A 13,027-nucleotide genomic window follows, 5' to 3' on the forward strand; every position below is an offset into this window, starting at 1 on the left:
GCCCAGCCGCACTGCCGCCCCCGGTCGCGTCGGCAGCGCCCGCCGCCCCGGCCGCCCCAACTGCGCCGGCGTCCACGTCCGGTCCCGACTGGGCCGCATTTTACGAAGGCGCCGGGATCGGCCCCGACGAGCTGCAATTGTCGCCGGACGCGATGCGGCGGCTGGGGGTGATGTACCGCCAGGTGGTGCTCGGCCTGTCCGACATCATCCAGGACCGCGCCGCATTCAAGGACGAGTTCCGCGTCGAGCGCACTCAGCTGAGCATCGGGCGCAACAATCCGCTCAAGCACCTTGCCCCGCTCGACGCCGCGCGCATCCTGCTCGGCGATCCGCTGCCCGGCTTCATGCCCGCCGACGAAGCCGTGCGTACCGCGTTCGAGGATATCAAGAAGCACCAGCTTGCCATGCTGGCGGGCGTCCAGCACGCGTTGAGCGCGGTGTTCGACCGGCTGTCGCCGCCCGAGATCGAGAAGCTGATCGCCCAGGCCGCGGGCCAGAAAAAAGGACTGCCGTTCCGGCGTGGCATCGACCCGTGGACGGTGTATCAAACGATCTTCGAAGCGTTGCGGCGCGATGCGGTATCGAACGCGAACGGGGTGATGAGCGTCGCCTTTCGCGAGGGCTATGAAAAGTTCCTGAAGTCGGGACAATGACGCCACCGGGGGGAGTGATGGCCGAGTGACCTGGGAGAACAAGCCGATCTGGTCGGAGGGCATGTTCCTGCGGCCGCAGCATTTCCAGCAGTTCGAGCGTTTTACCGGCGCGCAGCTGGAAGCGCGCGTGTCGCCGCTGGTCGCGCACGGCTATGGCGTATCGGCGCTTCAGATCGACGCGGGACAGCTCAAGACCGGCAAGCTGGTGCTCAACCGTTGCGCCGGCGTGTTCGACGACGGCACCCCCTTTCGCGTGCCCGAGGAAGCCGCCGCCCCGCTGCCGCTGGAGGTGATGCGCGACCTGCGCGACGCGACGATCCATCTGTGCGTGCCGCAATCGCGGGCGGGCACCGCCGATGTCGCGCTCGATCCATCGGCACAGGCGGAGACCCGCTTTGCCGCGGTCGAGTTCGAGGCGGCCGATTCGGTCTATGGCGCGGCATCGCGGGTGCCGATGAATGTCGGCCGGCTGCAGCTTTCGCTGCGCAGCGAGGCAGAGGGGCTGGACGGCTATACCACCCTGCCGATCGCGCGCGTCATCGAACGCCGCGCCGACGACAGCGTCTCGCTCGACCCCGGTTTCATCCCCTGCGGCGTCAACGCGATGGCGAGTGCGACGCTGGCCGGCTTCATGTCGGAACTGGAAGGGATGCTGCACCAGCGCGCCGAGGCGATTGCCGGGCGACTCGGCACGCCAGGGGCGAAGGGCGTCGCCGACATCAGCGATTTCCTGATGCTGATGGCGGTCAACCGCGCGGAAGCCGCGATCAAGCATCTCGCCGCGCTGCCGGTGCTGCATCCGGCCGATCTCTACGGCCATTTGTGCGTGCTCGCGGCCGAACTTGCCACCTTCACGACCGCGGGCAACCGCCCGACCTTCATGCCGCTCTATGCGCATCGCGACCAGCGGGCGTGCTTCGACGCGGTGATGAACGACCTTCGCCGCTCGCTGAGCGCGGTGTTCGAGCAGAGCGCCGTCGCCATCCCGCTCGAGCCGCGCGCCTATGGCATTTCGGTCGGCCAGATCAGCGACCGGTCGCTGTTCACCAGCGCGTCCTTCGTGCTGGCGGCACGCGCGGCGGTCGATACCGAGCAGCTGCGCGTCAACCTGCCCCGCCGCGCCAAGATCGGCTCGGTCGAACATATCCGCGACCTGGTGATGCGCCAGCTGCCGGGCGCGGACATCTATCCGATGCCATCCGAGCCGCGCCAGATTCCGTTCCGCGCCAACACCGTCTATTTCACGATCAACACCCGCCACGACCAGTGGCAGCCGGTGCGCACATCGAGCGCGGTCGCGCTGCACGTTGCAGGCGAGATACCGGGGCTTGAACTCGAGATGTGGGCGATCAGGGGGGCACAGCAATGAGCGGCAAGCCCGGCGATCCCGACGGTCCCGCCGACGGCGAACGCACCGTGTTCCAGCCCGGCCGCCCGGCCGGCGCGCCGGGCTTTCCGCCGCCGACTGCGCCCGTGCCGCCGCCCGCTGCTCCGCCCGCTGGCGGCTCCGGCGAGCGTACGATGATCCCTGGCACCGCGCCCGCGCCCGGCGGCTATGTGCCGCCCCAGCCGCAGCAGATCGGCCCCGGCGGACCGCCGCGCGCCGCGCCCGCCCCGACCGGATCGCCCCACGGCGGTGCGACCGCCGGCCGGCTCGATTTCGCAGCGGCCGAGCCGGACCTGTACGGTCCCGAGCCGCTGGTCGCCGCTGCTGGTCGCCTGATCCACCTCGCCAGCCGGGTGCGGTCGATGCCGGTCGGCCCCGATCTCGGATCGCTGCGCCAACTCGCCATTCGCGAGCTCGACGCCTTCAGCCCGCGCGCGCGCAATCTGGGGCTCGACCCAAAGACGGTGCAGCTCGCGCATTACATCCTGTCGGCGTTCGTCGACGATGCGGTGATGTCCACGCCCTGGGGTGCGAACAGCCCGTGGTCGCAGCACAGCCTGCTCGCCGCCTATCACAACGACACGCAGGGCGGCGATCGGCTGTTCCAGTTCGCCGAGCGGATGGAACAGGACCCCAATCGCGAACCCCGGCTGATGGAGCTGCTCTATCAATGCCTCTCGCTCGGGTTCGAAGGGCGCGCCGCGCTCGACCCGCGCGGCCAATCGCTGCTGCATCAACGCCGTTCGGGCCTGGCCACCGCCATCGCCCGGCGCGCGCAGGCGGCGACCGGCGAATTGTCGCCGCAATGGCGCGGCCAGACGGTGGCGGCGGGTAGCTATGCGCCGCGCATCCCGCTCTGGGCGATCCTGGCCGGGCTGGCGGCGGTCGGCGCGCTGCTCTTCGCCGCGCTGCTCTATCGCCTCAGCACCCAGGCCGATGCCGCGATCGCCAGCCTCAACCAGGCGGTCGGCACCGCACAGGTCGTGCCCCCGCCCCCGCCCCCGCCCGCGCCCGAGACCGCGACTCCGACCTATGACCGGATGCGCGAGATTCTGGCCCCCGACATCCAGGCCGAACGGCTCGACGTGCTGCGCGAGGGCAACGAGATCGTGATGCGCCTCAACAATCAGGGCCTGTTCGCGTCCGCACAGGCGGAACCGTCGGGCGCTTGGCAGGACACGTTCGGGCGGCTCGCCGAAGCGGCCAACCTGTCCAAAGGGCCGATCCGGATCGAGGGGCATACCGACGATCAGGCAATCCGCAGCCTCGCCTTCCCCTCCAATCAGGAATTGTCGGTTGCCCGCGCGCGTGCGGTCGGCGATGCGATCAAGGCGGCGGGGCTGGCTGATGGATCGCGCGTCACTGCCACCGGGCTGGGCGACACCCGCCCGATCGGCGACAACACGACCGATGACGGGCGGCGACAGAACCGGCGCGTCGAAATCCGCGTCGCCAACGACGTCGCGTGGCGCTGAGGGAGGGCAAGGCCATGACTGCGCTCAAATCCCTGTTCCGCAATCCCTGGTTCTGGCGCGTGCTCGGCGCGATCCTGCTCGGGCTGATCCTGTGGTTCATCGGTCCGCTGATCGCGATCGCCGATTTCCGCCCGCTCGGCTGGTGGCCGGTGACGCTGGTCGTTGCGCTGCTGCCGCTGATTGGCGTCGGCATCTACGGGTGGCTGGCGCGGCGCCGCGAGAAAAAGAAGAACGCGGCGCTGATGGAGGCGCTGGCGCCCAAGAACCCGGCCGACCATGACGAGATTTCGGCCAAGCTGGGCGAAGCGCTGGCGATGCTCAAATCCGCCAAGCTCGGCCAGCGCCAGGCCTATGCCTATCAGCTGCCCTGGTATGCGATCATCGGCCCGTCGGGCGCGGGCAAGACGACGGCGCTGCTCAATTCGGGCCTGGGCTTTCCGACCGCAGTCGCGGGCGAATATCGCGCGCTGCGCGGCCAGCCCAACACGCCCAATTGCGACTGGTGGTTCACCGACGAAGCGGTGCTGATCGACACGGCCGGGCGCTATGTCACCCAGGATCTGGATGCCAAGGCGGATGCGGAGGGGTGGCAGAGCTTTCTCAACCTGCTGAAGCAGCACCGCCCGCTCCAGCCCTTGAACGGCGTGATCGTCGCCATCCCCGCCCCCGATTTCGCCGATGCGGCGAAAATGGCGTCGCATGCCCAGAACATCCGCGCGCGCCTGAATGAACTGGGCGGGACGCTGGGCCAGGATTTGCCGGTCTATGTGATGATCACCAAGGCCGACCTGCTCGCCGGTTTCCGTGAATATTTCGCGCGCAGCACCGACGCGGAAAGCGATCAGGTGTTCGGCACGACCGCACCGGGCGACGGGGCAGACAATGACGCGGTGCTCAGGGGCTTCGACGATCTGGTCAGCAGCATCGCCGCGCGCGTCGTCGACCGGATGCAGAACGAGGCGCAGTTGCCGCTGCGTGGCCAGATCGCGATGTTCCCCGCCCAGCTCGCTTCGCTGCGCACGCCAATTGCCACGCTGCTCGCCGCACTCGGCCAGAAGTCGCGCTTCGACGCGCCGGCGCGGGTGCGCGGCATCTATCTCGCGTCGGGCACCCAGACCGGCAATCCGGTCGACCGCATCCTGCTGACGCAGGGCGTGCCCCCGATCGCGTCGGCCAACGCGGTCGGCCAGGGGCGCAGCTATTTCCTCAAGCGGTTCTTCTCCGACCTGATCATCCCCGAACAGGGGCTGGCCGGTCGCAACGAGGCGGCCGAGCGGCGCGCACGCCAGCGTTATGTGTTCGGCATCGCGGGGGGCGCGGTGGCACTCGCCGTCGCGGTCGGACTGTGGACCTGGGGCTATTTCCGCAATGTCGAGCTGATCGACGGCATCTACACGACCTCGGCCAGCTATGCCGAAGCCGCCGGCACCTCGCGCGGCGGCAGCGCGACCGTCGAGCAGGACCTGGCCGCGCTGGGCGTTCTGGGCAGGGCGACCGCGGAGATGCGCGACGCCAGCGACTTCGCGCTCGGGCTGGGCCAGGCCGGGCGGCTGTCGGGCGAGTTGAGCGGCATCTATGGCCGCGACCTGCAACGGCGGCTGACGCCGATCCTTGCCGGCCTGGCCGAAGAGCGGTTGAGCGCCGATGTCGCGCAGCCATCCGCGCTTTATGACGACCTCAAATCCTATCTGATCCTGGGCGGGCGCGGGCCGATGCAGGCCGAGCAGATCCTGTCCTGGGTCCAGCCGGCCTGGCTGGCGCGCGGCGGCGGCGGCGATCCGCAAAGCGAGGCGGGCGAGCTCGCGCGCCACACCAGCGCCCTGTTCGAGGGCGGCGCCTTCCGCCCGGTCGCGGTCGACGACAGCCGGATCGAAGCCGCGCGCGCGGTGCTGCGTGCGCAACCGGCAGCGGTGCGCGTCTATGGCCGGTTGAAGAGCAAGGCGATCGAGCAGGGCGACACGATGTGGAGCGCGCGCGACAATGCCGGCCCCAGCCCCGAAATCTTCTTTGCCCCCGGCGGCGCGTTCGCCCCCGGCGCGGGCGTACCGGCGCTGTTCACCCGCACCGGCTATGACAAGACCTTCCTGCCGATCGTCGCCAGCGGCGCGCAGTTGCTGGAGGAGGAACGCTGGGTCGTCGGGGACGCCGGCGTCGCGACGAACATGTCGCCCGCCGAGCTGGGCGCGCTTAAACGCGATCTTGAGCGCCTCTATTTCGCCGAGTTCCTCAGCCGCTGGCAGGCCTATCTGGCGGCGATGCAGCCGCGCCCGGTCACCGCGCTCGGCGACAATATCCAGCGGCTGCGCGACGGCAGCGGGCCTTTGTCGCCGATCAAGCCGCTGATGACCGCGATCGCCAAGGCGACCGACATGACCCCGCCCAAGGCGACGCCGAAAGCGCCCGGCGGGCTGATCGGCCAGGCGATGAACGCGGCCGGCATCGGCCCGTCGGCGGACGATCCGCGCACCAGCGTGGTCAACGCGTTCCTGCCGCTGCGCCTGTTTGTCGGCATTCCGGCCGGCGGCGGCGCGCCTGCGCCCAATGCGCCGATCGATGCGGCGCTGGCGACGATGGGTCAGCTTGCCGACAAGCTCAACATCGTCTCCGTCCTGCCGGGCGGCGGCGGCGGCAGCGGATCGGAACAGAGCCTCGAGGTGCGCGCGCTGGTCGCCCAGCTTGACCAGTCGGCCAATTCGATGCCCGCACCGGCCGCGATCTGGATCAAGGCTGTGGCGAGCGACGCCAATGTCGCGCTGGGCGGCGCGCGACTGGCCCAGATGGGCGCGGCGCTCAACGCCAGTTTCGGCGACCAGTGCACCGGCACGCTGACCCGCGCCTTTCCGGTTCAGCCGGCAGCGACCGCCGAGCTCGCCATCCCCGATTTTCAGCGCTTCTTCGCGCCCCAGGGCCAGTTCGCGAAGTTCGTCGGCGAACAGCTTGCCGGTTATATCGACACGACCGCGCCCGAATGGCGCGCGCTCGACAATGCCGGCGAAGTCGGACTGACCGAAGCCAATGTCCGCGCGCTCCAGGCCGCGAACAGCGTGACGCGCACCTTCTTCGCCAGCGATCCCAATGCCGCGCGCCTCGCCTATCAGATCGAGCCGGTGGCACTGGCCGGGGCGAGCGCGGTCAAGCTGACCATCGACGGCCAGACGCTCAACTTCGACGGCAAGGTGCCGGTGCCCGTCACCTTCGACTGGCCGGGGACCGGCGATGCGGCGGTCGAGTTCACCGTCGCCGACAGCGGCGCGCCCCAGGTCCGCTCCTGGCCCGGCCAATGGGCGGTGTTCCGCATGATGAAGGCCGCAGCGATCAAGCCCGGTGCCTCGCCCGTCATCGGCGAAGGCAGCCTGACCCAGGCTGGCGCGCGCTTCAACTTCCGCGTGCGCACCTTTGGCGGCACCAACCCGTTCGTCGTCGACCCCTTCGTCAAGATCGCGTGCCCCAGCCCCGCAATGGGCGCGACTGCCGCGCTCGGCTGAACCCGATCAGGCGACGAGCAGCGGCACCCGCGCGATCTGGGCGAGCGCGGTGTCGACGTCGACCTCACTGCCATAAGGCGTCCCGGCCCAGGCCGCGGCAAGCTCCGCCCGGTCGCGGCTGCCGTCGAGCAGCGCCACGAATGCACGCGGTCCCGGCGCCTCGAACGCGACGACACGATGGTCGAGGGTGAACAGCGTGGTGCCGCCCAGCGCGATCTGGGCGCGCGCGACCGGGCTGGCGCAGGGCCGCGCGCCCGGAATCATCCGCGCGGGCACGGGCGTGCTGTGCAGCGTCAACACTTCGCTGCGATAAAGCGTGACCAGCGCTTCGGCACGATCGGGCGAGTCCGCAATGCGCGCCAGCGGCACGCGCGCCGGCCACGCCGTCGCCATCGCCTCGAGCAGGTCGCACAATTGCGCGTCCGCCACCTCGAACGGATCTTCGCCCAGCCGGAAATGGGTCGCGCCGGTGCGCTGCACGCGCGATGCGCCGTGCAGCCGGGCAAACACCGACGGATCCAGCTGCCGCGCGGGCGCAGAGCCGGCGCGCACGAACAGGCTCTGGTGGAAGAAGGCGACGCTCTCGTAATCGCTGACCTGCGCGGCGCGGACGACCGCGGCATCGTCGGTCGCCCCGCCGGGCAGGACCCCGGGCAGGCCGTCGCGGACCATCGTCGATCCTGCGTCGTTCAGGAAGCGCAGGCCGTGGCCGGCGGCCGCGGCGACGACGTCGCTCAGCGACTGCGGCGCATAGCTCTCGCCCAGCTCGTCGTGGAACAGGGTGCCGAGATTCTTGCTCAGCATCGGGCGGGCGACATCGCGCATCGCCTGCAGCACCGGGCGATCGCCGTCGTGCGGGCGGGAAAAGGCGAGCAGGCAGTCGTGCGCCGCGCGCACCCGCGCGACCGGGTCGGTGATGCCTTCGACATGATGCAGCAGCATGTCGCGAACCGCCCGGCGCAGATGCCCGCCGGGCAGCGCGTTGTAGCTGATGAAGGCGACGCCCCGGTCCGACAGCACCCGCCCGATCAGCCGCATCGTCGCCGCGCGCACCGCATCGGGCACCCAGGCATAAAGGCCGTGTGCGATCACATAATCATAGGGGCCCGCCATCGTCTCGGCGCGGTCGAGCAGGTCGCCATGCTCGATGCGGACATTGGTCAGCCCAGCCGCGTCGGCCAGCCGCACGCCGCGCGCCACCGCCTCGCGCGACAGGTCGAAGCTGTCGAACTGTGCCTCGGGATAGGCAGCCGCGAGCGCGATCTGGCCGACCCCGTCGCCGCCGGCGATTTCCAGCACGCGCGCGCGGGTGATGTCGGGCGGGTCGAGCCCGTGAAGGATGGCGATCGCCGCGAGATGGTCGGGGTGCGTCGCCGGAAACAGGGTCGCGGGATAGGCGACATCGTCATAGGCGGTCGTGCCGCTCATTCCCGCCGCCCCCTGCGCGCGATTGCCGAGCCGATCAGCTGGCCTTGGCGAACTCGACCCGGCGGTTGACGGCTGCGCGCGGTGTCGTGCCCGGACGCGGGCGTTGATAGCCGAAACCGCGCGTCTCGATCCGGCCCGGATCGACGCCGAGCGAGGTCAGATAGGCCGCCACCGCCTCGGCACGGCGGCGCGACAGGTCGAGATTATAGTCCGCCGCGCCGATCGCGTCGGTATGCCCCTCGATCCGGAACTTCTGCCCGGCCAGCACCGGCGACTCGAGCGCCTTGGCAAAGGCGCGCACCTCGGCACGCGCCTGGTCGGTCAGGTCGGCCGAACCCAGCGCAAAGGTGACCATCATGTCGATGCCGCCGCTGGTCGTCGGCGGTGCGGGACGCCGCGTCGGGGTGCGCGCGCCCGCGGTCGCCACCGGGCGACGCGACGGTGCCGCAGCCGACGCCGCGGGCGGGCGCGAGGGCGCGCTGGTCGATGTGGCGCTGCTCGCCGGCTTGGCGGCGTTGGGCTTGGCCAGGCTGAACGCCTTTTCGTCGCCGATCTCGATCTGCGCGCCCGGGTCGGCGGGCGCGTCGCCGCACACGCCGCTCAGCTGACACACGATCTGGTCGGGCGTGTTGACCGATGTCTGGGCATGCGCCGACGGCGCTCCCATCCCCATTCCGACGCCCAGAACCGCATAAAGCGCCATGTTGCGCGAGAGCCTTGCCATGCCGTGTCCCCTTGCTAGCGACTCGCTAACCATCCTGTCGGCAGGATAGGTGGGGCGGGCCCGAATGACAAATGTCGATCGGTGGCGATGCCGCCCGCGCTGCCCCGGTTGCGGACGGCGGCGGGCGGGCTAGGATGCCGCATCGTCCGGCGGTCCGGACGGCATCGCCGCGGCAAGGAAGCGCATGACCCTGATCCTCACCCCCCGCCCCGCGCCCGGCAGCCAGGCTGCGGCGGTGGCGGCGACACGCTTTGCGCAGGGACCCGTGACGATCGGCCGGGCGGGCGATTGCCAGCTCGTTCTGCCTGATGCGACCAGCGTGATCTCGTCGCGCCACTGCCGGATCGATCGGACTGCGTCGGGCTGGGCTGTGCACGACACCAGCACCAACGGCACGTGGCTCAACGGCCAGCGGCTGGCGGCGCCACAACATCTGCGCGACGGCGATGTCCTGCGCATCGGCGGGTACGACATCGGCGTGAACGTGGCGGCGGGTGCAGCCGCGCCCGAGGCCGATCCCTGGCGCCGCGGCGGGACGGCGTCGCCCGCCGCTGCAGCTGCGCCCCCGCGCACCGCGGCAGAGGCCGGCAATGCCGCCGCCCTGCTCTGCACGGCCGCAGGCGTCCGCCGCGATCAGGTCGCGGCCACCGATGGCGTGGTGCTGCAGGCGGCGGGCGCGATGCTGCGCGCGGCAGTGACCGGCGTGGCGGCGATGACCGCAGCGCGCGGCCGCGCGCGCGCCGAAATCGGGCTGAGCGCCGACCCGGTTGCGGGCAACCCCCTGCAATCGGGCCAGCCGGCGGAGATGCTCCTCGCGCGGCTGCTGACCGCGCCCGGCCCGGGGGCGGAGGCGATGACCGGCGCGCTTGCCGATCTCGACGCGCATCAGCGCGCGACCCTGACCGCGATGCAACAGGCGCTGCGGGCGACGCTGGATCATTTCGCGCCGGAGCCCATCCTGCGCCGCGCCGGGGGCAAGCCCGACGCCGCGTGGCGGCTCTACGCCGAAGCCTTCGCCGCCGACGACGGCTTCATCGAAACCTTCGCGCGCGAGCTGACCGCCGCCTATGCCCGACGGACGGCCGATCGCCCGGGCGGCTGAACAAAAAAAGGGGCCACCAACGGCGGCCCCAGCTGTCTTGGGAAACCAAAAGGGAGAACTTCATGCCTGCGTCCAATCAGGCGGGTCGAGCTATGCCACGACAGACCTAAACGTCGCGTTAACGACGCGAAATTCCGGCCTCAATTGCCCGTGCAGGCGCCCATGCGTCGCGCGTTGAGCTCGAGGTGAAAAGGTGCGCCGGACGCGACGCCCTGGGTCTCGATCCGCACCGATCGCGGCGTCACCAGGTCGATCGTGGTCCGGCCATAGCCGCTGCCGGGGCAGGTATAGTGAATGGTCCCGTGCGCGGTGCGATCGTCGATCACGTAGCGCGAACAGCCGCCGCGCGGATGCTGGAGCTGGATCAGCGTTTCCATGTCGCCCAGGCAGATGCTGCGCTCGCCACCGCGCGGACCAATCTCGCGCAATTGCCACTGACCGAGTTCCAGCCCGCGCAGCACGGCGAGCGTCGGCGCATCCGCGGCAGCCAGCGGAAGCGCCAGTGTCGCCGCCACCGCCCCCGCCATCATCGCCGTCAAGCGCCGCATCCGCACGTCCGCAACTCCTCCACCGCTCTATCCCGCAACCTCGCGATCCTCGCGGCACCCGCCGGCCGCGTCTATCGCGAAACGGGGTCATTTCCGTCCGCCGGCAACACGATCGTTACATCGCCAGAGGTAAATATTCAGGCGACATCGGCAAGCGACACCGGAAAGCTGCGCGCGCAAAAGGCGCAATCGACGTTGATGACGCCGTTTTCGTCCGCCATTTCCGCGCGGTCGATTTCCGAAAACTTCGCCAGCACCTGGCTGATATAGGTCGCATCGCAGCGGCAGCCGCGCGACAGCGCGGTCGCCGGAAAGACGCGTACCTCGCGCTCCTCGTTGAACAGCCGCCAGATCAGCGCCTCCAGCGGGACCGTCGCATCGGTCAGTTCCTCGCCCGACATCGTCGCGCCCAGCGTTTCGACATGCTGCCATTCGGGGTGGTCGAGCCGCGTGTGCAGCCGCTCGCGCCCCTCCTCGCCATCGGGCAGATGCTGGAGCAGCAGACCCCCGGCGACCATCCGGCCACCGGCGTCGCGCCGCGTGCCCAGGCGCACCAGGCTGGGGATCTGTTCCGACTGGAGGAAATAGCTCTGCGCGGCCTCCGCCAGCGACGCACCGTCGAGCGGCACGATGCCCTGATAGCGTTCGCGCGTCACCGACTGGTCGAAGGTCACCGCCAGATAGCCGTTGCCGAACAGCGCGAACAACGACGGCTCGTCGGGCCCCTCGCTCAGCCGGTCGGCGTCATACTGGATATAGCCGCGCACCGCGCCGTTCAGATAGTCGCAGACCAGCAGGCTGATGATGCCGCCCTGGGTCTGCGCCTGGAGCGTCAGCTGCCCCTCGCCGTCCTTCAGCGTCGATCCCAGCAGTGCGGCCAGCGTCAGCGCCTCCGCCAGCAGCGTTTCGATCGCGGGCGGATAGGCATGCGCATTCAGGATCGTGTCGAGCGTCGGGCCGAGCCGGGCGATACGCCCGCGCGCATTCCGGTCGGGAATCATGAACCCGATGGCGCGATCGAGTTCGGCAACAGCGTCAGTCATCGTGGAATCCGTTCGGGCGCAGTCTGGCGAAGTCCCCGTCCCCTCTCGCCCGTTCCAAAGAGGAAGATCAGCCCCCGGATACGCGCAGGGCAAACGGCATTCGCTGCATTGGACTTACAGATAGGAAGAAATCGGCGTGCCGCAACTCACCCGATCTGGCCGAAGCACCAGCGCAGGATCGACTTCTGCGCGTGCAGCCGGTTTTCGGCCTCCGCCCAGATGCGCGATTGCGGTCCGTCGATCACCTCCGCCACCACCTCCTCGCCGCGATGCGCGGGCAGGCAGTGCAGAAAGATCGCGTCGGGTTTCGCCAGCGCCATCAGCTCCGTTGTGACCTGATAGGGCATCATCGCCGCCAGCTTTTCTTCGGCATGATCCTGGCCCATCGAGATCCAGGTGTCGGTGACGATCACATCGGCGTCGCGCACCGCATCGGCGGCGTCGCGGCACAGCCGGGCCCGCCCGCCCGCCGCCGCCAGCACTGCGGGGTCCGGATCATAGCCCTCCGGACACGCCGCCACGACATCGAAATGCATCAGCCCACCCGCCTCGACGATCGAATGCAGCACGTTGTTGCCGTCGCCCAGCCACGCCCATTTCAGGCCGGGCAGCGCCTTGCCGCTTTCGATGACGGTCAGCAGGTCGGCGACAATCTGGCACGGATGGCTCAGGTCAGTCAGGCCGTTGATGACGGGGACGCTGGCATGATGCGCCATTTCGGCGAGCTTCACGGGATCGTCGGTGCGCGCCATGATCGCGTCACAATAGCCCGACAGCACGCGCGCGGTGTCCGCCACCGTCTCGCCCCGCCCGAGCTGCGTCGTCCCGGCCTCCAGGATCACCGCGCTGCCGCCCAGCTGGCGGATCGCCAGGTCGAACGACACGCGCGTGCGCGTCGAGCTCTTCTCGAAAACCATCGCCAGCGTGTGGCCGGCGAGCGGCGCGTCGGCATCCGGCCTGCCCTTCGGCCAGCCGCGCCGCGCCGCCTTGCGGTCGATCGCGTCGTTGAGCATCGCGGCGATCGCGTCGCCGCCGGCTGAACTCAGGTCGAGAAAATGGCGCATCAAAAATCCTCCCCCAGCTCGCTGGGGGAGGGGGACCGCGCCCAGCGCGGTGGAGGGGCCCCTCTACCCGCGACGCGCCGCCAACTCCCCTCCACCAGCTGCGCTGGTCCCCCTCCCC

At 70.0% G+C, this 13,027-nt stretch carries 10 protein-coding genes; 5 read left to right on the forward strand and 5 right to left on the reverse strand.

Annotated elements, in window-relative coordinates:
- The 4 genes from tagH to tssM all read left to right on the forward strand — a co-directional run.
- A partial coding sequence (gene tagH, locus AX709_RS04770) for a type VI secretion system-associated FHA domain protein TagH (RefSeq protein WP_156454158.1) occupies positions 1-653 on the forward strand: 653 nt, incomplete at its 5' end.
- Between the two features lie 25 nt (positions 654-678).
- Positions 679-2,022, forward strand: a complete 1,344-nt coding sequence (gene tssK, locus AX709_RS04775; protein ID WP_066547429.1) for a type VI secretion system baseplate subunit TssK — start codon at positions 679-681, stop codon at positions 2,020-2,022.
- The gene (gene icmH, locus AX709_RS04780) at positions 2,019-3,515 is read left to right on the forward strand and encodes a type IVB secretion system protein IcmH/DotU (protein ID WP_066547431.1); all 1,497 of its coding nucleotides are present in this window, start codon (positions 2,019-2,021) and stop codon (positions 3,513-3,515) included. The genes tssK and icmH overlap by 4 nt, the downstream gene beginning before the upstream one ends.
- A gap of 14 nt (positions 3,516-3,529) precedes the next feature.
- On the forward strand, positions 3,530-7,000 hold the full coding sequence (gene tssM / locus AX709_RS04785; RefSeq protein ID WP_156454159.1) for a type VI secretion system membrane subunit TssM: 3,471 nt from the start codon (positions 3,530-3,532) through the stop codon (positions 6,998-7,000).
- A 6-nt stretch (positions 7,001-7,006) separates the two neighbouring features.
- Here tssM and AX709_RS04790 read toward each other — a convergent pair whose 3' ends face one another.
- Positions 7,007-8,428 carry a class I SAM-dependent methyltransferase gene (locus AX709_RS04790; protein ID WP_066547437.1) on the reverse strand — a complete coding sequence of 474 codons (1,422 nt, stop codon included), beginning with the start codon at positions 8,426-8,428 and terminating at the stop codon, positions 7,007-7,009.
- Between the two features lie 34 nt (positions 8,429-8,462).
- A complete protein-coding gene (locus AX709_RS04795; protein WP_066477504.1) occupies positions 8,463-9,152 on the reverse strand; it encodes an OmpA family protein in 690 nt (229 codons plus the stop codon).
- A gap of 184 nt (positions 9,153-9,336) precedes the next feature.
- On the opposite strand from AX709_RS04795, the gene AX709_RS04800 reads away from it, so the two are divergent.
- A complete protein-coding gene (locus AX709_RS04800; protein WP_066547440.1) occupies positions 9,337-10,254 on the forward strand; it encodes a type VI secretion system-associated FHA domain protein in 918 nt (305 codons plus the stop codon).
- Between the two features lie 140 nt (positions 10,255-10,394).
- Here the strand turns inward: AX709_RS04800 and AX709_RS04805 are convergent, their stop codons facing one another.
- The 3 genes from AX709_RS04805 to argF form a co-directional block, all read right to left on the reverse strand.
- Complete coding sequence (locus tag AX709_RS04805; RefSeq protein WP_066477502.1) at positions 10,395-10,802, reverse strand: hypothetical protein; 408 nt, start codon at positions 10,800-10,802, stop codon at positions 10,395-10,397.
- A 137-nt stretch (positions 10,803-10,939) separates the two neighbouring features.
- Complete coding sequence (hslO, locus tag AX709_RS04810; protein ID WP_066547442.1) at positions 10,940-11,845, reverse strand: Hsp33 family molecular chaperone HslO; 906 nt, start codon at positions 11,843-11,845, stop codon at positions 10,940-10,942.
- Between the two features lie 146 nt (positions 11,846-11,991).
- Positions 11,992-12,909 (reverse strand): ornithine carbamoyltransferase, encoded by a 918-nt coding sequence (argF, locus tag AX709_RS04815; RefSeq protein WP_066547443.1) that lies wholly within the window; start codon positions 12,907-12,909, stop codon positions 11,992-11,994.
- Positions 12,910-13,027 lie beyond the last annotated feature (118 nt).

This window comes from Sphingomonas sp. CCH15-F11 (assembly GCF_001557005.1).
GTDB lineage: Bacteria > Pseudomonadota > Alphaproteobacteria > Sphingomonadales > Sphingomonadaceae > Sphingomonas.

Excerpts from the sequence above, each read along its gene's own strand:
- icmH (WP_066547431.1), top strand. The coding sequence starts at position 2,019 with ATGAGCGGCAAGCCCGGCGATCCCGACGGTCCCGCCGACGGCGAACGC.
- tssM (WP_156454159.1), top strand. The coding sequence starts at position 3,530 with ATGACTGCGCTCAAATCCCTGTTCCGCAATCCCTGGTTCTGGCGCGTG.
- AX709_RS04790 (WP_066547437.1), bottom strand. The coding sequence starts at position 8,428 with ATGAGCGGCACGACCGCCTATGACGATGTCGCCTATCCCGCGACCCTG.
- AX709_RS04795 (WP_066477504.1), bottom strand. The coding sequence starts at position 9,152 with ATGGCAAGGCTCTCGCGCAACATGGCGCTTTATGCGGTTCTGGGCGTC.
- AX709_RS04800 (WP_066547440.1), top strand. The coding sequence starts at position 9,337 with ATGACCCTGATCCTCACCCCCCGCCCCGCGCCCGGCAGCCAGGCTGCG.
- AX709_RS04805 (WP_066477502.1), bottom strand. The coding sequence starts at position 10,802 with ATGCGGCGCTTGACGGCGATGATGGCGGGGGCGGTGGCGGCGACACTG.
- hslO (WP_066547442.1), bottom strand. The coding sequence starts at position 11,845 with ATGACTGACGCTGTTGCCGAACTCGATCGCGCCATCGGGTTCATGATT.
- argF (WP_066547443.1), bottom strand. The coding sequence starts at position 12,909 with ATGCGCCATTTTCTCGACCTGAGTTCAGCCGGCGGCGACGCGATCGCC.